This window comes from Streptomyces sp. NPDC099050 (assembly GCF_044759865.1).
In the GTDB taxonomy this organism is placed as follows: Bacteria; Actinomycetota; Actinomycetes; order Streptomycetales; family Streptomycetaceae; genus Streptomyces.
Genome location: NZ_JBIWAE010000005.1, coordinates 199,555 through 219,450, shown reverse-complemented (window position 1 = coordinate 219,450; position 19,896 = coordinate 199,555). Strand labels below are relative to the sequence as shown.

Annotated in this window: 19 protein-coding genes; 13 read left to right on the top strand and 6 right to left on the bottom strand. The window is 70.3% G+C overall.

Features of this window, described 5'->3' with window-relative positions; genetic code table 11:
* Positions 1-64: 64 nt before the first annotated feature.
* From ACIQV3_RS11165 to ACIQV3_RS11130, 8 genes are all read left to right on the top strand, one after another.
* The gene (locus tag ACIQV3_RS11165) at positions 65-790 is read left to right on the top strand and encodes a YcnI family protein (protein ID WP_403711975.1); all 726 of its coding nucleotides are present in this window, start codon (positions 65-67) and stop codon (positions 788-790) included.
* A gap of 122 nt (positions 791-912) precedes the next feature.
* Positions 913-1,566, top strand: coding sequence for an SCO family protein (locus ACIQV3_RS11160; RefSeq protein ID WP_403711973.1), 654 nt, complete (start codon positions 913-915; stop codon positions 1,564-1,566).
* Positions 1,563-2,054: a copper chaperone PCu(A)C gene (locus ACIQV3_RS11155; RefSeq protein ID WP_403711971.1), complete on the top strand. Its 492-nt coding sequence runs from the start codon at positions 1,563-1,565 to the stop codon at positions 2,052-2,054. Before ACIQV3_RS11160 ends, ACIQV3_RS11155 begins: the two co-directional genes overlap by 4 nt.
* A 22-nt stretch (positions 2,055-2,076) precedes the next feature.
* Positions 2,077-4,137, top strand: a complete 2,061-nt coding sequence (locus ACIQV3_RS11150; protein WP_403711969.1) for a copper resistance CopC/CopD family protein — start codon at positions 2,077-2,079, stop codon at positions 4,135-4,137.
* 5 nt (positions 4,138-4,142) lie between these two features.
* Positions 4,143-5,459, top strand: coding sequence for an iron uptake transporter deferrochelatase/peroxidase subunit (efeB, locus tag ACIQV3_RS11145; RefSeq protein ID WP_403711967.1), 1,317 nt, complete (start codon positions 4,143-4,145; stop codon positions 5,457-5,459).
* A 42-nt stretch (positions 5,460-5,501) separates the two neighbouring features.
* Complete coding sequence (pheA, locus tag ACIQV3_RS11140) at positions 5,502-6,437, top strand: prephenate dehydratase (RefSeq protein ID WP_403711965.1); 936 nt, start codon at positions 5,502-5,504, stop codon at positions 6,435-6,437.
* Positions 6,438-6,963: 526 nt separating this feature from the next.
* Entirely contained in the window at positions 6,964-8,241 is a 1,278-nt protein-coding gene (serS, locus tag ACIQV3_RS11135; protein WP_243331242.1) for a serine--tRNA ligase, read from the top strand.
* Positions 8,238-9,050: an HAD family hydrolase gene (locus ACIQV3_RS11130; protein WP_403711963.1), complete on the top strand. Its 813-nt coding sequence runs from the start codon at positions 8,238-8,240 to the stop codon at positions 9,048-9,050. Before serS ends, ACIQV3_RS11130 begins: the two co-directional genes overlap by 4 nt.
* Before the next feature lie 141 nt (positions 9,051-9,191).
* Here the strand turns inward: ACIQV3_RS11130 and ACIQV3_RS11125 are convergent, their stop codons facing one another.
* From ACIQV3_RS11125 to ACIQV3_RS11105, 5 genes are all read right to left on the bottom strand, one after another.
* Positions 9,192-9,833 (bottom strand): rhomboid-like protein, encoded by a 642-nt coding sequence (locus ACIQV3_RS11125; protein ID WP_403711961.1) that lies wholly within the window; start codon positions 9,831-9,833, stop codon positions 9,192-9,194.
* 112 nt (positions 9,834-9,945) lie between these two features.
* Positions 9,946-10,665 (bottom strand): ABC transporter permease, encoded by a 720-nt coding sequence (locus tag ACIQV3_RS11120; protein ID WP_403711959.1) that lies wholly within the window; start codon positions 10,663-10,665, stop codon positions 9,946-9,948.
* Positions 10,666-10,678: 13 nt separating this feature from the next.
* On the bottom strand, positions 10,679-11,590 hold the full coding sequence (locus ACIQV3_RS11115; protein WP_403711957.1) for an ABC transporter ATP-binding protein: 912 nt from the start codon (positions 11,588-11,590) through the stop codon (positions 10,679-10,681).
* Positions 11,587-12,474, bottom strand: coding sequence for an ABC transporter permease subunit (locus tag ACIQV3_RS11110; protein ID WP_403711955.1), 888 nt, complete (start codon positions 12,472-12,474; stop codon positions 11,587-11,589). The genes ACIQV3_RS11115 and ACIQV3_RS11110 overlap by 4 nt, the downstream gene beginning before the upstream one ends.
* On the bottom strand, positions 12,464-13,501 hold the full coding sequence (locus tag ACIQV3_RS11105; RefSeq protein ID WP_403711953.1) for an ABC transporter ATP-binding protein: 1,038 nt from the start codon (positions 13,499-13,501) through the stop codon (positions 12,464-12,466). The genes ACIQV3_RS11110 and ACIQV3_RS11105 overlap by 11 nt, the downstream gene beginning before the upstream one ends.
* A 227-nt stretch (positions 13,502-13,728) precedes the next feature.
* Here ACIQV3_RS11105 and ACIQV3_RS11100 point away from each other — a divergent pair, with 227 nt between their 5' ends.
* From ACIQV3_RS11100 to ACIQV3_RS11085, 4 genes are read left to right on the top strand one after another with little or no spacing between them, the layout of a single operon-like run.
* Entirely contained in the window at positions 13,729-14,598 is an 870-nt protein-coding gene (locus ACIQV3_RS11100; protein ID WP_327305797.1) for a M24 family metallopeptidase, read from the top strand.
* Between the two features lie 5 nt (positions 14,599-14,603).
* On the top strand, positions 14,604-16,376 hold the full coding sequence (locus ACIQV3_RS11095; RefSeq protein WP_403712307.1) for an SDR family oxidoreductase: 1,773 nt from the start codon (positions 14,604-14,606) through the stop codon (positions 16,374-16,376).
* Positions 16,373-17,296 (top strand): metal-dependent hydrolase, encoded by a 924-nt coding sequence (locus ACIQV3_RS11090; protein ID WP_403711951.1) that lies wholly within the window; start codon positions 16,373-16,375, stop codon positions 17,294-17,296. The genes ACIQV3_RS11095 and ACIQV3_RS11090 overlap by 4 nt, the downstream gene beginning before the upstream one ends.
* Positions 17,297-17,306: 10 nt before the next feature.
* Positions 17,307-18,221 (top strand): MerR family transcriptional regulator, encoded by a 915-nt coding sequence (locus ACIQV3_RS11085; protein ID WP_243331221.1) that lies wholly within the window; start codon positions 17,307-17,309, stop codon positions 18,219-18,221.
* 105 nt (positions 18,222-18,326) lie between these two features.
* Here ACIQV3_RS11085 and ACIQV3_RS11080 read toward each other — a convergent pair whose 3' ends face one another.
* Complete coding sequence (locus ACIQV3_RS11080; protein ID WP_403711948.1) at positions 18,327-19,172, bottom strand: aquaporin; 846 nt, start codon at positions 19,170-19,172, stop codon at positions 18,327-18,329.
* A 135-nt stretch (positions 19,173-19,307) separates the two neighbouring features.
* Between ACIQV3_RS11080 and ACIQV3_RS11075 the strand changes: the two genes are divergently transcribed.
* Positions 19,308-19,847 carry an RNA 2'-phosphotransferase gene (locus ACIQV3_RS11075; protein WP_403711946.1) on the top strand — a complete coding sequence of 180 codons (540 nt, stop codon included), beginning with the start codon at positions 19,308-19,310 and terminating at the stop codon, positions 19,845-19,847.
* Positions 19,848-19,896 lie beyond the last annotated feature (49 nt).

Genomic DNA, 19,896 nt, shown 5'->3' with positions numbered 1-19,896 from the left:
GCGAACTCCGTGCGCGCCGCGCGCGGAGCCACCGTCACCACAGCTTCCGTGGAGTGTTTCTGCCGTGAAGACCTCTCGCGTCTCCTTCGCCGCCGCCCTCGCCGCCGGTTCCGTCCTCCTCCTCTCCGGTACCGCCTTCGCCCACGTCGGCGTGCAGCCCGTGGGAGAAGCCGCCAAGGGCGGGTACGCCACGCTCAACTTCAAGGTCCCCAACGAGCGCGACAACGCCGCGACCACGCAGCTCGAGGTCAACTTCCCCGTGGACCAGCCGCTCACGTCCGTCATGCCGCAGGACATCCCCGGCTGGACGTCCAACGTCGAGAAGACCAAGCTCGACAAGCCGCTCACCGTGCACGGCAAGCAGGTCAACGAGGTCGTCACCAAGGTGACCTGGTCCGGCGGCAAGATCGAGGCCGGCAAGTTCCAGCAGTTCCCGGTCTCCGTCGGCAAGCTGCCCGAGAACGCCGACCAGATGGTCTTCAAGGCGATCCAGACCTACGACAACGGCGAGGTCGTCCGCTGGATCGAGGAGCCCAAAGAGGGCGCCGCCGAACCGCAGACCCCGGCGCCCGTCCTGAAGCTGACCGCCGCCGGCGCCGACCACCACGACGCCGCCGCCAAGAAGCCGGCGGACGAGGCGAAGAACTCCGACGCCGACCACAAGGACGGCCACGAGGCCGCCGCCAAGAGCGGATCCGACACGACCGCGCGGGCCCTCGGCGTCGCCGGCATCGTCATCGGGCTCGGCGGCGTGGCCTTCGGCGTCGCCTCGCGCCGCCGCACCTCCTGAACCGCCCGACCTCCTGAACCGCCCGACCTCCTGAACCGTTGATCCCGCGCAGCCGGTCGGCCAACCGGGCCGGCCGGGCTCGCGGATCCTCCCGTACCACCCCCGATCTCAGGGACTTTCCCATGCGCACCACACGTGTGACGCTCGCCGCCCTCGTGGCGGCGGCCGCCCTCACCCTCACCGCTTGCGGTGGTGAACCGGCCAAGAACGGCCAGGTCACCCAGATCAGCGAGAACCAGGCGAAAGCCGGGTCCGCCACCGTGCTCGACCGCCCCTTCGACAAGCCGGACGTCGTCCTCACGGACACCACCGGCAAGCCGTGGAACCTGCGCGAGCAGACCAAGGGCAAGCCGACGCTCATCTACTTCGGCTACACCCACTGCCCCGATGTGTGCCCCCTGACGATGAGCAACATCGCCGTCGCCAAGAAGGCACTCCCCAAGGCCGACCAGGACAAGCTCCAGGTCGTCTTCATCACCACCGACCCTGAACGGGACACTCCCGCGTCCCTCGGCTCGTGGCTCCAGGGCCTGGACCCGGCATTCACCGGGCTGACCGGGGACTTCGCCACCATCCAGGCCGCCGCACGCACGCTCGGCATCGGTATCGAGGCCGCCAAGAAGGACGCCTCCGGCAACGTCGTGTCCATGCACGGCGCCCAGGTCATCGCCTTCTCGCCCAGGACCGACGAGGGATACCTCCTCTACGGCGAGAGCACCACCGTCGATGACTACACCAAGGACCTGCCGAAGGTCGTCAAGGGAGAGAACCCGTGAACGCCCGCACCACCCGCACCCTCGCCGCCGCCCTCTCCCTGACGGCCGCGCTCGCCATATCCGGCTGCTCCTCGGACTCCGGGACCGCATCGGGTGACGCGCCGAAGCTGACGGTCAGCGGGGGCTACATGCCGGAGCCCGTGAACGACCAGATGGCCGGCGCGTTCATGGTCATCAAGAACGACTCCAAGACGGCCGACAAGCTGACCGGGGCCGCGAGCCCGCTCTCCGACGATCTCCAGGTCCACGAGACCAAGGACCAGAAGATGCAGCAGGTGCAGTCCATGGACGTGCCCGCGAACGGCGAGCTGAAGCTGGCGCGCGGCGGGAACCACATCATGTTCATGGGGCTCAAGAACACCCCCAAGGTCGGCGACAAGGTCACCGTCGAACTGCGCTTCGAGAAGTCCGGTCCGGTCAAGGTCGAGCTGGACGTCAAGGAGCGGACGTACAAGGCTCCGACATCCACCGATGGCACCGCCCACTGACGGACCGAGGGACTGACTCGCCATGACGGCCACCGCCCCGACCCCATCCACGGCCCGCGTCCGTGCCACGGCACTCCTGCCCCGGCTCACGCTGGTCCTCGCCGCACTGCTGGCAGCCTTCTTCGCCGCTGCCGCGCCGGCCTCGGCACACGCCGCGCTGACCGCGAGCGACCCCACGGACGGGGCGGTGGTCGCCACGGCGCCCGCCCAGATCACCCTCTCCTTCTCGGAGGGGGTCGCCATGAACGGCGACTCCATCCGCGTCCTGGATCCCCGGGGCAAGCGCGTCGACACCGGTGAACTGCGCGACCTCTGCAGCGGGAGCCTCATCCGCTACGGCACCGCCCTGCGCCCCGGACAGCCGGACGGCACCTACACCGTCGCCTGGCAGGCCATATCCGCGGACAGCCACCCGATCTCCGGCGCCTTCACCTTCTCCATCGGAGCCCCCTCCGAGACCGACGTCTCGCTGCCCTCGCGGACGGCGGGCGACGGGCCCGTCGCCATCGCCTACGGCATCGCGCGCTACGTGGCCTACGCCGGGTTCGCCGTACTCGTCGGCGCCGCCGCCTTCATCCTCCTGTGCTGGCGCCGGGGCGCCGCACAGCGGCCGATGCAGAGGCTGGTCGTACGTGCCTGGGTCGCGCTCACCGTGGCCACCCTGGTGATGCTGCTGCTCCGCAACCCCTACACCGGGTCGGGGAACTTCGCCGACGCCTTCGACCTGGCCGGGCTGAAGGCCGTCCTGGAGACGAAGTCCGGAGCCTCGCTCGTCTCGCGGCTGCTGCTGCTCGGCGCCGCCGCACTGTTCATCACCGTCCTGTTCGGCTCCTACGCCCGGCGTCACCCGTCGGCGGGCACAGACGGCGACGCGAGTGCGGACGGCACGGACGGCACGGACGGCACGGACGGCACGGATGATTCCGAGACCCCCGAGACCTCCGAAGAGGACGCCAGGGGGGAGAGCGACCTCGTCTTCGGGCTCGGCATCGGTGGGACCGTCGTCGCCGGCGGCATCGCCGCCACCTGGGCGTTGTCCGAGCACGCCTCGACCGGTATCCAGCCCGCTCTCGCCATGCCCGTCGACATCCTGCACCTGTTGGCCGTCGCCGTGTGGCTCGGTGGACTCACCGCTTTGCTCGTCGCGCTGCACAAGGTTCCCGGGATCGAGCGCACGGCCATCCGGCGCTTCTCCACCGTCGCCTTCATCAGCGTCGTCGTCCTGGCCGCCACCGGCACCTACCAGGCCTGGCGGCAGGTCGGCAGCTGGTCCGCACTGACCGGGACCGATTACGGCCGGCTGCTGCTCGTCAAGATCGGACTCGTCGCCCTCGTCGTCGCCATCGCCTACACCTCACGGAAGTGGACCGCGCGGCTGGCCGGGGGCCGGGGCGAGGGCGAAGGGGAAGGGGAGGAGAAGGGGGAGCACGCCTCGGATGTTTCACGTGAAACATCGCCCGTGACCGTCACCCCGGCCACCACTGCCGTCTCCGACAGCATCTCTTCCGACCCCCGGCGCGCCGCGCAGCTCGCGCGGCAGAGCGCCGCCCGGCGCACCGCGCGGGAGAAGCAGGTCCGTGACGCCGACCCGGACCGCGCCGGGCTGCGCCGGTCCGTCCTCGCCGAGGCCGGTGTCGCCGTGGTCCTGCTGGCCGTCACCACCATCCTCACCAGCACCGAGCCCGGCCGTGCCGCTGAACTGGAGGCCGGGCGCGGCTCCACCGCCACAGCCGTTCCCGACCGCGCGGTCAAGGTCACGCTGCCCTTCGACACCGGCGGCCAGAACGGCAAGGGCTCGGTCCGGCTCCAGCTCGACCCGGGCCGCGTCGGTGCGAACACGCTCCACGTGTGGGCCGAGACCCCCGACGGCAAGCCGCTCGACCTGCCCGAGCTGAAGGTGTCGTTCACCTTGGAAGCCAAGGAGATCGGCCCCCTTCCGGTCCTCCCCGAGCGCGCCGCTGCCGGTCACTGGACCGCATCGGGCGTCCAGCTGCCGCTGACCGGCGACTGGCGGATCGACGTGACGATCCGCACCTCCGACATCGACCAGACGACCGTCCAGAAGAACGTGAAGATCGGCTGACCAGCGTGACCCAGAACAGCGAGACGACCGCGAGCACCAAGAGCACCCAGAGCACCGAGAGCGGCACGGAACTTCCCGGCGTCGAGATCTCCCGGCGCCGCCTGCTGGGCACGGTCGGCGCCGCGGGCGCCGCCGGGCTCGCACTCGGCGCCGCCGGTGGAGCCCTCGTCCGGTCCGGGGTCACCGGGTCCGGCACGGCCGGCACCGGAGGTGCTTCCGGCAGCCTCGGCGCGACCCGGGTCGCCTTTCACGGGGACCACCAGGCCGGCATCACCACGCCCCTCCAGGCCAAGGGGCACGTGATCGCCTTCGATCTGGCGCCCGGTGCCGGGCGCACCGAGGCCGCCGCGCTGATGCGGCGCTGGTCCGATACCGCGCGGCGGCTGACGGCGGGCGAGACGGCGCCGGTCGCCGACACCGGGATCGCGCTCGGCTCCGGCCCCTCCTCCCTCACGGTGACCTTCGGCTTCGGGCACTCCTTCTTCGAGCGCACCGGCCTCGCCGCGCGCCGTCCGGCCGCCCTCGACCCGCTGCCGGACTTCTCCGCCGACCGGCTCGACCCCCAGCGCAGCAACGGCGATCTGTGGGTCCAGATCGGCTCAGACGACGCGCTGGTCGCCTTCCACGCACTGCGCGCGCTGCAGAAGGACGCCGGAGAGGCCGCCCGGCCGCGCTGGCAGATGAACGGCTTCAACCGTTCTCCCGGTGCCACCGCCTCACCGATGACCGCCCGCAACCTCATGGGTCAGGTCGACGGCACCAACAATCCGAAGCCCACCGAAGCCGACTTCGACCGGCGGATCTTCGTCCAGGGCACCGTGCCCCCGGAGCACGCCTGGATGGTCGGGGGCTCGTACGCCGTCGTACGCCGTATCCGCATGCTCCTCGACCACTGGGACCAGCAGTCGCTCGCCCAGCAGGAACAGGTCATCGGCCGTACGAAGGCCACCGGCGCCCCGCTGACCGGAGGTGAGGAGACCACCGCCCCGGCCCTCGACAAGATCGGCGCCGACGGAAAGCCGGTGATCCCCTCCAACGCGCATGCCCGGATCTCCGCTCCCGCGCAGAACGGCGGAGCGGCCATGCTCCGGCGTCCCTTCTCCTTCCACGACGGGATCTCCGCCGACGGAACCCCCGACGCGGGGCTGCTCTTCATCTGCTGGCAGGCCGACCCGTCCCGCGGTTTCGTCCCCGTCCAGCGCAAGCTCGACCGCGGCGACGCCCTGTCGGAATTCATCCGGCACGAGTCGAGCGGCCTGTACGCGGTGCCGCCCGGCGCACGCGCCGGGGAGTACGTGGGTCAGCGGCTGCTCGAAGGGTGAACAGCCCGGGTGGCGTCCGGGCCCCGGCATTAGGCTGATCGCATGTCGGCCACCCGCTTCACCTATCTCGGTCCCGAAGGCACGTTCACCGAAGCCGCCCTTCGCACCCTCCCCGAAGCCGCGACCCGGGAGCTCGTCCCGATGGTTTCGGTCCCGGCCGCTCTGGACGCCGTGCGCAACGGCGAGGCCGCTGCGGCCCTCGTCCCGATCGAGAACTCTGTGGAGGGCGGGGTCACCTCGACCCTGGACGAGCTGGCCGCCGGCGTGCCGCTGATGATCTACCGCGAGGTGCTGCTCCCCATCGCGTTCGCGCTCCTGGTGCGGCCCGGGACCAAACTGTCGGACGTCAAGACCGTCACGGGGCACCCGGTCGCCCAGCCTCAGGTGCGCAACTGGCTGCGGTCGAACCTGCCCGACGCCCTGTGGGAGTCGGCGGCGTCCAATGCCGACGGTGCCCGGCTGGTCCAGGAGGGCCGCTTCGACGCCGCCTTCGCGGGCGAGTTCGCGGCCGCCACCTACGGGCTGGTCCCGCTGGTCACCGAGATCCACGACGCGCAGAACGCCGAGACCCGCTTCGTGCTCGTCGGGCGTCCTGCCCGTCCGGCCGCGCCGACCGGCGCCGACAAGACCTCCGTCGTGCTGTGGATGGGCGACGACCGGCCCGGCGCGCTGCTGGAGCTGCTCCAGGAGTTCGCCGTCCGCGGGGTCAACCTGATGCTGATCCAGTCCCGTCCGACGGGTGCGGGGATCGGCAACTACTGCTTCGCCGTCGACGCCGAGGGGCACATCTCCGACCGCCGGGTCGGCGAGGCGCTCATGGGCCTCAAGCGCACCTGCCCCCAGATCCGGTTCCTCGGCTCCTACCCGCGCGCCGGTGTCGCTCAGGGTGACGTCCAGGCCGCCCGGGCCGGCACCTCCGACAGTGACTTCACCGCGGCCTCGGACTGGCTGACGCGTTGCCTCGACGGGCGCCCCTAACGCTCTGTCCACTGTCCACAGAGTTATCCACAGGTATCGGTGCGGACCTGGGGACAAGTCGACAGAGCAACACGACAAGGTCGACAAATCGGTCGGGCGGCACAGGTTTCGCGCTGACGAGCGGGAGGTGAACGGCGTCACCCCTGTATCACCGATCAACTCTTTGGGGCGAGTCATTCCCACCCGAATGAGTGTGTGAGGGTGGTTTGAACCCTGATTGGGCCTGCCCGCTCCACGGTCGAGATTGATCTATTCCTGTGTCCACAGATCCCGCACACAGCCTGTGGATAAGCCGGTCACCTGGGGAATTCCTGTGGACAAAGAAGCCCCTTCCACCTGCTCAAGGGCTGCCCGATCGCTGCCGGGGTGCCCCTTTTCGGAGAATGGGGCCGGTTTTATCGGGATCCGCGGAAGGGATGGTTCCAGTCTCCCGCCCGAAGTTTTCCATTCGCGGCAATTAGGACAAAGCGACACGCAGCGTGATATCGGTGCGATCCCCCGAAGCCCGGCCCGGTAGCCTGGAGGGGTGATTGACCTCCGGCTGCTCCGTGAAGACCCTGACCGTGTCCGCGCCTCGCAGCGCGCCCGTGGAGAGGACGTCGCCCTCGTCGACGCACTGCTCTCCGCCGACGAGCGCCGCAGGTCCTCCGGCATGCGATTCGACGAACTCCGCAACGAACAGAAGTCGCTCGGCAAGCTCATCCCCAAGGCCTCTCCGGAGGAGCGGGCCGAGCTGCTGAAGAAGGCCGATCAGCTGAAGCAGGACGTCAAGGCCGCCGAGGCCGAGCAGAACGAGGCGGACGAAGCCGCCAAGCAGCTGCTCCTGCGACTCGGCAACATCGTCCACACGGACGTGCCCGTCGGCGGCGAGGAGGACTTCGTCGTCCTCGAGACGCACGGCACCATCCGCGACTTCGGCGCCGAGGGCTTCGAGCCCAAGGACCACCTCGAACTCGGCGAGTCCCTGGGCGCCATCGACGTCGAGCGCGGCGCCAAGGTCTCCGGCTCGCGCTTCTACTACCTCACGGGCATCGGCGCCCTGCTGGAGCTCGCGCTCGTCAACGCGGCCATCGCACAGGCCACCGAGGCCGGCTTCACCCCGATGCTCACCCCGGCGCTGGTCCGCCCGCGCGCCATGGAGGGCACCGGCTTCCTCGGCCAGGCCGCGGAGAACGTGTACCACCTGGAGAACGACGACCTCTACCTGGTCGGCACCTCCGAGGTCCCGCTCGCCGCGTACCACATGGACGAGATCATCGACGCGGACAAGCTGCCGCTGCGCTACGCCGGCTTCTCCCCGTGCTTCCGCCGCGAGGCCGGCACCTACGGCAAGGACACCCGCGGCATCTTCCGCGTCCACCAGTTCGACAAGGTCGAGATGTTCTCGTACGTCGCGCCGGAGGAGGCCGAGGCCGAGCACCAGCGGCTCCTGGACTGGGAGAAGCAGTGGCTGACCAGCCTGGAGCTGCCGTTCCAGGTGATCGACGTCGCCACCGGCGACCTGGGTTCCTCCGCCTCCCGCAAGTTCGACTGCGAGGCGTGGATCCCCACCCAGGGCAAGTACCGCGAGCTGACCTCCGCCTCGAACTGTGACGGCTTCCAGGCGCGCCGCCTGTCAATCCGCTACCGCGACGGCAAGAAGACCGCTCCGCTGTCCACGCTGAACGGAACGCTGTGCGCGGTCCCGCGCACGATCGTCGCGATCCTGGAGAACCACCAGCAGGCCGACGGCACGGTCCGCGTTCCCCCGGTGCTCCGGCCCTACCTCGGCGGTCGGGAGATCCTGGAGCCGATCGCCAAGTGAGCACGGCCCCGTTCCCGTACAAGCTCGTCGCGACCGACCTCGACGGGACGCTGCTGCGCGGCGACGACACCGTCTCGGAGCGCACCCGTGAGGCCCTCCTCGCGGCCACCGCGGCGGGCGCAGCGCACATCATCGTCACCGGCCGGGCCGTGCCGTGGACCCGGCACGTCCTCGACGACCTCGGCTACAAGGGCGTCGCCGTCTGCGGCCAGGGCGCGCAGGTCTACGACGCGGGCGCGCACCGGCTGCTGACCTCGGTGACGCTCGACCGGAAGCTTGCCGCGCTGGCTCTGGAGAAGATCGAGGCCGAGGTGGGTCCGCTGGCGCTCGCCGCCAGCCGGGACGGAGTCGAGGGCGAGGTGCTCTTCGGCCCCGGCTACCAGGTCCAGGAGGGCCTTCCCGCGATCTACCTGGAAGACACCGCCGAGGTCTGGTCGGCCCCGCTGAACAAGCTGTACATCCAGCACCCCGAGCTGGACGAGGACGCCCTCGTTCAGGTGGCCCGGGAGACCGTGGGCAGCCTGGTCGGCATCGTCATGGCCGGTCCGGGTGTCGTGGAGATCCTGCCGCTGGGACTGAGCAAGGCCACCGGCCTCTCGCTGGCCGCGCGCCGGCTGGGCGTGAAGGCGGCGGAGACGATCGCCTTCGGCGACATGCCCAACGACATACCGATGTTCGGCTGGGCCGCACACGGAGTGGCGATGGCCAACGCGCACACGGAGCTCAAGGCCGTGGCGGACGAGGTCACCACCTCCAACGAGGAGGACGGCATCGCCGTGGTCCTGGAGCGTCTGCTGGGCGCCGCGTAACCGGGCGGAAGACGAACGGAAGGTCCGGAACGGCCCGCGCCGCGAGGCGCGCTCGAAGTGGCTGTTCCGGACCTTCTTATTTCTCCCCGCACGGCTCACTCTGCCTCCGCCGCACGCCTCGTACCAGTGAATTTCCGTGCGTCAGCGGGGGTTGCGGTGCGGGTTCGGGTGGCGGGTCAGCGGCCAGGCGAGGAGGCCGACGGCGAGCGCGATGGCGTGGCCGAAGTCGGTGAAGGTGCCGTCGCTGACGAGCGGGAGCCCGAAGAAGGCCACGGCCCCGGCCAGGTAGAGCCAGCGCCAGGGGCCGGACAGGCGGTACGTGAGCACTCCGACGGCGGTCGCGAGTCCGTAGCTGACGCCGATGTCGACGACGTGGACCATGCTGCGCGGGGCGCGGTGGTCCTGGATGGCCATCAGGACCAGCTTCTGGCTGATCAGCGTGGCCGTGATGTGCCCGGTCGCGATGATGAAGAGCCAGCGCAGGGTGCCGAGCCAGCGCTCGACGTTGGCCTGGAAGGCCTCGAAGAGAACGAAATAGAGCGGGAGCGAGGCCGGGTCCTCGATCCAGAACGCGCTGCTGAGCAGGGCCCTTACGGGGTGCCGGGCGAGCTCGTGGATATTGCTGCTGTTGCGGTGCAGCAGGACGTGTTCGAGATGGTCGGGCACGATGACGACCACGATGCTGGTGACCGCGATGATCAGCAGCCATATGTGGGTACCGGGCGCGGAACGCATCCAGGACCGTACCGGCCTGGACGCTTCGGGCTCGGTGTACTCGATCATGCACCGATGATCCCGCGCAAAGCTGTGCCCCGCCTGGCCGGTGGGCCGGGCGGGGCACTGTTTCACGTGAAACATCCGGGGCCGGAGCCCACGGGACGCCGGTGCGGACGTCCTACTCCTCGCCCGCCAGGGTCAGGCGGCGGAGCTTCTGTCCGGCGTAGATGGTGGCGCCGACCGTGACCGCCACGAGCAGGATCGCCGCGGTGGGCAGCCCGACGGTGGCGTCCACGTACCCCTCACCCGCGACCTTCTGCGCGAGGGCCAGCGACCACTGCTGGACGCTGAGGGTCTTGGCGCCGTCGACCAGGCTGCCGAAGAGCGACTCCCAGATCAGGGCGTAGACCAGGCCGAAGACGACCGCGTGCCGGCTGACGGTGCCCAGCAGCAGGAACAGTGCGCTGTAGGCCACCGAGGCGACAAGGGCGGCGACGGTGTAGGCGACGGCGATCTGCTGGCCGTTGCCGTTGAGGATGAAGCCGGCGATCAGCGTGGGGATCGCGGAGAAGACCATGGTGACGGCGATCGCGACGGTCAGCTTCGTCATGATGATCGTCGGGCGCTTCACCGGCTTCGAGAGCAGGTAGACGATCGAGCCGTCGTCGATCTCCGGACCGATGGCTCCGGTGCCGGCGATGACGCCGATCAGCGGGACCATCGTGGCCAGGGCGAAGCCGCCGAGGAGGTCGGCGGCGACCTTGTCGTCGGGGCCCGTGAAGGCGCGCACCGCGATGGAGATGGCGATGAGCAGGACGGGCAGCGCACAGAGGATCAGTGCGCGGCGGCGGCCGAGCAGAGCCCGGTAGGTGAGCCGGGCAACGGTGGGGTTGTACATGGTGCCAGCTCCTTCAGGCCGCGACGAGGTAGGAGAAGACCGACTCGAGGGACTCGTCGGAAGGCGAGACCGTCAGCAGCCGGATGCCGTGCTCGCGGGCGACCCGCGGCAGCAGCTCGGTGAAGCGCCCGAAGTCGACGGCCTGGATGCGCAGGGCGCCTTCCTTGAGGTCCACCTCGATCCCGGCGGTGGAGGGGTCGGCGATCAGGGCCGCGGCGAGGGCCCGGTCGTCGGAGGAGCGGACGAGGTAGCGGTGCGGGCGGTCCGTCATCAGGCGGCGGATCTTGCGGAAGTCGCCGGAGGCGGCGTGTCGGCCGGCGACGACCACCTCGATGTGGGAGGCGAGCTGTTCGACCTCCTCCAGGATGTGCGAGGAGAAGAGCACGGTGCGGCCGTCGTCGCCCATCCGCCGCAGCAGCTCCATGAGCTGCATGCGCTGGCGCGGGTCCATGCCGTTGAACGGCTCGTCGAGCAGGAGCACCGAGGGGTCGTGGACCAGGGCGGATGCCATCTTCACGCGCTGGCGCATGCCCTTGGAGTACGTGGAGATCTTGCGGTCCTGGGCGTACTCCATCTCGACCGTGGCCAGGGCCCGCTGGGCGGCCGCCTCTTCGAGACCGTGCAGTTCGGCGTTGGCGACGACGAACTCCTTGCCGGTGAGGAAGTCGTACATGGCCTCGCGCTCGGGCACGACGCCGATCTGCTTGTAGACCTGCTCGTTCTGCCAGATCGGGGTGCCGTCGAGAGTGACGGTGCCCGTGGAGGGGGCGAGGAAGCCGCCCATCATGTTGATGAGGGTGGACTTGCCTGCGCCGTTGGGGCCGAGCAGGCCGGTGACTCCGGGACCGATGCGCATGGTCACGTCGTTGACGGCGACGACGTTCCCGAACCAGCGGGAGGTGTGGTCGATGTCGATGATGCTCACAGCCCGGCCTTCCGGTAGCGGGCCATCAGCGCGGCGTAGGAGCCGGCGATGAGGCCGAGGATGACGAGCAGGTAGACGAAGCCGACGCCGCCGGAGGGACCCGCGCCGCCGGGGAAGCCGGAGTCGGCGCCGAGGAAGGCGGTCTGCAGGCCGTCGATGAGGCTCATCGGGGAGAACAGGCCGAGCCACTCGATGACCCCGGTCGAGCCCGTCTCGTCGGCGACGGCCTGGACGACCGACACGGCGCCGTACGGGATCAGGAGCACGGCGATGATGGCGGCGACGCCGAAGCCGCGGCGCGGGGTGAGCGCGGCCATGACCAGGCCGAGGCCGGAGAAGAGCAGTGACAGCAGCAGTACCGACACCAGTGCCTGCCCGAATCCCTTGGTCTGGTCGCCGAAGTCGAACTTCGCCAGGAGCGCGCCGATCCACATGATCAGCAGCGGAGTGGCGGTGAGGATGAACAGGGCCGAGGCCATGGCCGCGAACTTGGCCACGACGTAGTCGACGCGTTCGATGGGCCGCGAGAAGTAGAGCGGCACCGTCTTGAAGCGCAGGTCCCGAGAGACGGACTGCGGTGCCTGGGAGGCCAGGTAGAGGTAGACGATCACCTGGGTGGTCATCGCGTACGTCGTGTACTTGATCGGCAGCGCGGTGGAGCCGGGCACCGTGATGGCGACCGCGACGAGGATCAGCGCGGGCACGCACATCACCGCGAAGAGCAGCATCGGCAGCACCTTGGACTTGGCCGAGCGGCCGAGTCCGTAGGCGCCGCGCAGGGACTGCGCGAAGAGCGACTTGCGGGCGTAGGAGCGGCCGAGCCGGGGGCCGTCGTAGGACCGGTAGCCGATGTTGTGGATCTGGGTCGAGGTGTCAGGCGCCATCGGAACCGGCTCCCTTCTGCTGGGTGGTGGCCCAGGCGGCGGCCTGGGCGGACTGGGCTGCGAACTGTTCGGCCCGGGCGGCCGCCGCGTCGCTGTCGCGGAAGACCTCCGCGATGTGGTGGCGGCGCTGTTCCATGCGGACCAGGCCGATGCCGAGATCGGCGACCGTGTCGCGGACGACGTCGTACGTGGCCTCGCCGGTGGCCTCGACGAGGAGGATGTGGCCGGCTCCGGGCAGGCCCTCCTCCTCGCCCGCGTGCAGCGTCAATCCCGCTTCGGTGAGCGCCTTGCGCAGGGCGGCGGTGCCGTCCGGGTGGGTGTCGGAGTCGGTGACCTCGACCGCGAGGGTCGTGGTGGTCTGGGTGAAGTCGCTGGTGGAGCTGGAGCGCAGCAGCTTGCCGCCGTCGACGACCACGACGTGGTCGCAGGTCCGCTCCAGCTCGCCGAGCAGGTGGGAGGTGACCAGGACCGAGATGCCGAAGTCGGTGTAGACGCGGCGGATCAGGCCCAGCATCTCGTCGCGGCCGACCGGGTCGAGGCCGTTGGTGGGCTCGTCAAGGAGGACCAGTTGCGGGTCGTGGACCAGCGCCTGGGCGAGCTTGACGCGCTGCTTCATGCCGGTGGAGTAGCCGCCGATGGGGCGGTAGCGCTCCTCGTACAGCCCCACGTGGCGCAGGGTGTCCGCGGTGCGCTCGCGGGCGGCGGTCGGCGGGAGCCCGGACATGCGCGCCATGTGCACGACGAACTCGGTGGCCGAGACGTCGGGGGGCAGACAGTCGTGTTCGGGCATGTAGCCGACGCGCTCGCGGATCGCGCTGCCATGGGTGGCTACGTCGAGTCCGAGCACGGCGGCGGTGCCCTCGGTGGCGGGGGACAGTCCCAGCAGAATCTTGATCAGCGTGGACTTGCCGGCTCCGTTGGCGCCCACGAGCCCGGTAACTCCGGGTCCGATGTCCAAGGAGAGCCGGTCGAGGGCGGTCACTCGGGGGTACCGCTTGCTCAGGCTTTCGGTCGCGATGACAGTCACGTGAACGACGTTAGTGGCGCACCGGGCCCGGATCGTCAGACCTGGAGCTCGATCCCTTCTCCGCCTTCAGGACTACGGACCCCGACATAAGACTGACGTAGGGCTGATGCGTACCGGACAAGTTTGTCCACAGGTCCGTGCACGGGCCTTGACGTGATCTCCGGTCATTGTCACATTCATCAGTGTCAAGTTACGGGCGCGTACGGCTACATGGACGGACGGCTGGCATGGCTGGGGACACCAGGCAACGCACGAAGCGACGCACCACGGAACTCTCCGCCGAGCTGCGCGGGTTCAAGGAGGTGCAGCGCCTCTCCTACGAGTGCGCGGAGGCCGTCGCGGCGCAGCTGCGCCCCGGTGTGACGGAGCGCGAGGCCGCGCGGATGCAGCGCGACTGGCTGCGCGAGCGCGGGGTGCGGGACTGGTTCCACATGCCGTTCGCGTGGTTCGGGGACCGGACCGCCTTCACCGGCTTCAAGATCCCCCTGCAGTTCTTCCCGACGAACCGGGCCCTGGAGCCGGGGATGCCGTTCATCCTCGACATGGCCCCGGTCTACAAGGGCCACACCGCGGACATCGGGTATTCGGGCAGCCTCGGCCTCAACCCGGTGCAGGACCGGCTCATGTCCGATCTGCAGGCGCACCGGGTGCTGATCCTCGACCAGGTCCGCGAGCGCCGCTCCCTGCGCGACATCTACGAGGAGGTGGAGCGGCTGATGATCGCCCAGGGGTACACGAACCGGCACCGGGCCTACCCCTTCGGCGTCATCGCGCACAAGATAGACCGGGTCAAGGAGCGGAGCTGGGCCCCGACCGCGTTCGGGTTCGGCACCCAGGCCCTGAAGGGGCTGGCCTCCGACGCCCTGCGCGGCCACCGCGAGGGCTGGTCCCCGCTCTGGAGCCCGTACCGCTTCTCCGACCACCCGCCGCAACCCGGCCTGTGGGCGGTGGAGCCACACCTGGGCTTCCGGGGCACCGGCGCGAAGTTCGAGGAGATCCTGGTCGTCACCGACTCCCGGGACCCCGAGGAGAGCGCGTACTGGCTGGACGACGATCTGCCGCACGTGCGGCGCTGGGCTGAGGAGAAGGCGGCATGAGCGCAATGACGGACGCGGGCCTGGCGGGTGCGCGCGAGCGCTGGGTGAGCACCGGCGGGGTCGAGCTGTGCGTCGTCGAACTCGGCGACGTGGACCGGCCGACCGTGGTCCTGGTGCACGGGTACCCGGACAGCAAGGAGGTCTGGTCGCAGGTCGCTGAGCGGCTTGCCTCCCGGTTCCACGTCGTGCTGTACGACGTACGGGGCCACGGGCGCTCCACCGCGCCGCAGCCGCTGCGCGGCGGGTTCACCCTGGAGAAGCTGACCGACGACTTCCTCGCGGTCGTGGACGCGGTCAGCCCGGACCGCCCGGTGCACCTGGTCGGCCACGACTGGGGATCCGTACAGGGCTGGGAGTTCGCGACGGTCGCCCGGACCGAGGGACGCATCGCCTCCTTCACCTCGATGTCGGGGCCCTCCCTGGACCACTTCGGACACTGGATCAAGAAGCGGATGGCCCGGCCCACCCCGCGCCGGGCTGCCCAGCTGCTGAACCAGGGCGCCAAGTCCTGGTACGTGTACATGCTGCACACCCCCGTGCTGCCGGAGCTCGCCTGGCGCGGGCCCCTCGGCAAGCAGTGGCCGAAGATCCTCCAGCGGGTGGAGGGGGTCCCGGCCGGGGACTACCCCACGGCCTCCCTGTCCTCCGACGCCGCGCACGGTGCCTGGCTCTACCGGGACAACGTCCGGGCCCGGCTGCGCCGGCCGCGCGCCGACGCGTACGCCCACGTACCGGTGCAGCTGATCACTCCCACCGGGGACGCCTTCCTCTCCGAGCGGCTCTACGACGAGCTGGAGCTGTGGGCCCCGGACCTGGTGCGGCGCACCCTGCCGGCCAAGCACTGGGTGCCGCGGACCCGGCCCGACCAGCTGGCCGCGTGGATCACCGAGTTCGTCTCCTCCCGGGAGGAGCCCGCCACGCGGGCGCCGGAGCAGAAGGCCCCGGGCAGGTACGCGGACCGCTTCGGCGGCCAGCTGGTCCTGGTCACCGGAGCCGCCAGCGGCATCGGCCGGGCCACCGCCTTCGCGTTCGCCGAGGCCGGCGCCCGTGTGGTGTGCGTGGACCGGGACGCCGACGGCGCCGCCCGGACCGCCGACATGGCGCGCCTGGTCGGCTCCCCGCAGGCCTGGGGCGAGTGCGTCGACGTCAGCGACGAGCAGGCCATGGAGAAGCTCGCCGAGAAGGTCGCCTCCGAGTACGGGATCGTGGACGTCCTGGTCAACAACGCCGGGGTCGGCCTGTCGGGACCGTTCCTGGACACGACCGCCGAGGACTGGAAGAAGGTCCTCGACGTCAACCTGTGGGGCGTCATCCACGGCTGCCGGCTCTTCGGCAAGCAGATGGCCGAGCGCGGACAGGGCGGGCACATCGTCAACACCGCCTCCGCCGCCGCCTACCTGCCGTCCAAGACGCTGCCCGCGTACAGCACCTCCAAGGCGGCGGTGCTGATGCTGAGCGAGTGCCTGCGGGCCGAGCTGGCCTCGAAGTCGATCGGGGTGTCGGCGATCTGCCCCGGCATCGTCAACACCAACATCACCGCCACCTCCCGCTTCGCCGGAGTGGACGAGGCCGAGGAGAAGCGGCGCCAGCAGAAGTCCTCGCGCCTCTACGGGCTGCGCAACTTCCCGCCGGAGAAGGTCGCGGACGCGATCCTGCTCGCGGTCGTGAAGAACCAGGCCGTGGTCCCGGTGACCCCCGAGTCCAAGGGCGCCCTGTGGATGTCCCGGTTCGCGCCGGGGACCCTGCGGCGGTTCGCGAAACTGGAGCCCAAGCTGTGAGCGGGGCGGCCCCGGGCAGGGCTGCCCGGTACGCGATCGCACCGCGCCGGGTGGCCTTCGACTGGAAGACCACCCCGCTGCACTGGATACCGGACGAGCCCACCGCCACCCACGTCATCAACGTGCTGCACCTGCTGCTGCCGGCCGGTGAGCGGTGGTTCGTGAAGGTCTTCAAAGAGGGCCTGCCCCTGGTCACGGACCCGAAGCTGCGCGGCGACGTGAAGGGGTTCATGGGCCAGGAGGCCACGCACAGCGTGCAGCACTCCTACGTCCTGGACCACCTCGCCGAACAGCGGCTGCCCACCGAGGCGTACACGAAGTACGTGGACTTCCTCTTCGAGAAGCTGCTGGGGGAGACCCCGCCGTTCGGTGCCCCGATCACGGCGCAGGAATGGCTGCGCTTCCGGCTCGCGCTGGTCGCCGCGATCGAGCAGTTCACGGCGGTCCTCGGGGACTGGGTGCTCGGCGCCGAGGGGCTGGACGCGGCCGCAGCGGACGAGGTCATGCTCGACCTGCTGCGCTGGCACGGCGCGGAGGAGGTGGAGCACCGCTCGGTCGCCTTCGACATGTACCAGCACTGCGGCGGAGCGGGCCTGCCCCGCTACGCCCGCCGTGTCGGGGGCATGGCCGTGGTCGCGCCGGTCATGGGCTGGCTCTGGATCGCGGGGGCCTCGTACCTCCTGCGCAACGACCCCGAACTGCGCGGACGGACCCGCTATTCGCTGCGCGAGCACAACCGGTCCGTGGCCAGGGGTCTGTTGCCCACTTGGAGAGAGCTCGGCATGGCCATACCCCGCTACCTGCGGCGGTCGTACCATCCCTCGCAGGAGGGCTCGCTGCGCAGGGCGGTCGAGTACCTCGCGGCTTCACCTGCCGCCCGGTCAGCTGCGGGCGCGGTCGGCCGAGCCGCCATGTCGTAGGGAGCCGGGATTGTCCGAGCAGGCAGTAGCCGAGTACCGGATCGAGGATCTGGCGCACCACAGCGGTGCGACCGTCCGCACGATCCGGGCGTACCAGGACCGCGGTCTGCTGCCGAAGCCGGAGCGTCGAGGCCGTTCCAACGTCTACCGGGACACGCATCTGGCGCGGCTGCGCCAGATCGCCGACCTGCTGGACCGCGGGTACACCCTGGCCTCGATCAAGGAACTGCTGGAGGCCTGGGACGCGGGCCGCGGGCTCGGCGGGGTCCTCGGGCTGGTGGCCGAGGTGCACGGGCCGTGGACGGACGAGGAGGCGGCCCGGATAAGCCGGGACGAGCTGAACGAACGGTTCGGCGGCAAGCCCGACGACGAAGCCGTCGGCGAGGCGTGCGAACTGGGCGTGCTGGAGCGGATCCCGGGTCGCCCGGACCAGTTCCTCGTACCGTCTCCTCAGGAGCTGTCCGTGGCGGCCGAGCTGTACGCCGCGGGGGTCCCACTGCCCGCGATCACGGGTCATCTGCGGGAGCTCCGCGGCCAGGTGGAGCTCATCGCCTCGCGCTTCCTGGAGTTCACCACGGAGCACGTCTTCGCCCGGTACCTGGGGGCCGTACCCCCCACGGACTCCGACGCGGCCGAGGCGGCGACGATGGTACGCAGACTGCGGCCGCTGGCCCAGCAGACGGTGGACGCGGAACTGGCGCGGGCGATGCGCCTCTTCGCGACCCGGCACCTGCAGCGCCACCTCGGGGCCGTCGGAACCCCGCAGCCGTCCGGGCCGGCCCCGGTGGCGCTGCCCGCGGAGACCGTGCGGGCGGTGCAGGAGCTGGTGGGCCCCGACCACGTGGCGGAGTTCGTCCGGGCCGCCACGGAGCGGGAGTTGCAGGCCCGGACGATGAACGATCTGGCCAGCCGAGGCGGCCGGTAGTGCTCGCTCAGTAGTCCACAGGCCGGATCACGCTTTTGTCGGCGAAACCGGCGCAAAGGGCTGTGGACAAGTCCGCCCGGCCTGTGGGGAACCCGTCCCGGAGGGTCAGACGACGGCCTGGAACGCCGGTCCGGGCGGGCTGGTTTCGGCCACCGGGATGCTGGTGCTGACGGTGTTGGCAGTGCTGCTGGTGTTGGCAGTGCTGCTGGTGCTGACGGTGTTGGCAGTGCCCGCGGTGTCGGCCGCGTCGGCGGCTTCCCGGCGGGTGGTCCCGTAGAGCACGGCCGCGAGGACCAGACCCAGGACCCCTCCGACGAGCTGGGCGGCGACGAACCCCGGCAGCGACTGCGGGGCGATGCCGGTGAAGGAATCGCTGAAGCTGCGCCCGATGGTGCCGGCCGGGTTCGCGAAGGACCCGGAGGAGGTGAACCAGATCGCGGCGGCGATGTAGGCGGCGACCGCGGCCGGGATCAGCTTCGGCCGGCCGATGCGGCCCAGGCCCTGGATCACCAGGACCAGCCCGGCGGTGGCCACGACCTCCCCGACGAGCAGGTGCCCGCCGTCGCGGACCTGGGTGGAGAAGGCTCCGGGGGCGCGGCCGAACATCGCTTCCGCGAGGACCGCGCCGGCTATGGCCCCGGCGGTCTGGGCCGCCACGTAGACCAGGGCTTCCCGGCCTTCGACTCCTTCGCCGCCGTTGCGCCGCCCCCACCAGGCCGTGAGGGTGACCACCGGGTTGAGGTGGGCGCCCGAGAGCGGCCCGAAGAGCGTGATGATCAGCCCGAGCCCGATGGCCGAGGCGAGTGAGTTGGCGACCAGGGCGACGCCCGTATCGGAGGTGAGCGCCGCGGCCTGGATTCCCGATCCGATGACGACCACGAGGAGGGCGGCGGTGCCGACGAGCTCGGCGGTGGCCCGCCGAGACAGAGACAGAGACGCGCTGTTTGTCATACTTTTCTTCCTCTTGAGTGGCAGTTCAGCGGAAAATGTATTCCGTATCTTGGAAACGCGATAGAGGGAGTCCAGGTTCGGGAGAAGGACGAAAAATCGCTGCGCCGGACCCGACCGAGCCGTCACGCTGGGCGAATGGATGACAAGCGCACCGTCAAGGTGTCCAAATACGTCTCGAAACACCTCCGCCATCAGCCGGAACGCATCGGACTGGTGCTCGACCCACAGGGCTGGGTGGAGATCGACGATCTCCTGAGCGCCACCGCCGCCCACGGCTTCCGCATCAGCCGGGCCGAGCTCGACCACGTGGTCGCCTCCAACGACAAGCAGCGCCTCGCCGTCGACGGCAGCCGGATCCGCGCCAGCCAGGGCCACACCGTCCCCGTGGACCTGGGCCTGCCCGAGGCCGAACCGCCCGCGTACCTCTACCACGGCACCGTCGCCGCCGCCCTGGACGCGATCCGCGCCGAGGGACTGCGCCCGATGGCCCGCCACCACGTCCACCTCTCCCCGGACCGGGAGACGGCGACCCGCGTCGGCGCCCGGCGCGGTCGGCCGGTCGTCCTCGCCGTGGACGCGGGAGCGATGCGCGCCGCGGGGCACGTCTTTCGGATCAGCGCCAATGGAGTGTGGCTGGTGGACTCCGTGCCGCCGCAATTCCTTCGGTTCCAATAAGCGGACGGTTCTCGGGAGAAGCTCCGGAGGGCTTGGGAGAAGCCCCGGA

Coding starts and splice junctions, on each gene's coding strand:
- ACIQV3_RS11160 (WP_403711973.1), top strand. CDS start 913: ATGCGCACCACACGTGTGACGCTCGCCGCCCTCGTGGCGGCGGCCGCC.
- ACIQV3_RS11125 (WP_403711961.1), bottom strand. CDS start 9,833: ATGATCGAGTACACCGAGCCCGAAGCGTCCAGGCCGGTACGGTCCTGG.
- ACIQV3_RS11100 (WP_327305797.1), top strand. CDS start 13,729: ATGGCTGGGGACACCAGGCAACGCACGAAGCGACGCACCACGGAACTC.
- ACIQV3_RS11080 (WP_403711948.1), bottom strand. CDS start 19,172: ATGACAAACAGCGCGTCTCTGTCTCTGTCTCGGCGGGCCACCGCCGAG.
- pheA (WP_403711965.1), top strand. CDS start 5,502: ATGTCGGCCACCCGCTTCACCTATCTCGGTCCCGAAGGCACGTTCACC.
- ACIQV3_RS11120 (WP_403711959.1), bottom strand. CDS start 10,665: ATGTACAACCCCACCGTTGCCCGGCTCACCTACCGGGCTCTGCTCGGC.
- ACIQV3_RS11110 (WP_403711955.1), bottom strand. CDS start 12,474: ATGGCGCCTGACACCTCGACCCAGATCCACAACATCGGCTACCGGTCC.
- ACIQV3_RS11075 (WP_403711946.1), top strand. CDS start 19,308: ATGGATGACAAGCGCACCGTCAAGGTGTCCAAATACGTCTCGAAACAC.
- ACIQV3_RS11095 (WP_403712307.1), top strand. CDS start 14,604: ATGACGGACGCGGGCCTGGCGGGTGCGCGCGAGCGCTGGGTGAGCACC.
- ACIQV3_RS11150 (WP_403711969.1), top strand. CDS start 2,077: ATGACGGCCACCGCCCCGACCCCATCCACGGCCCGCGTCCGTGCCACG.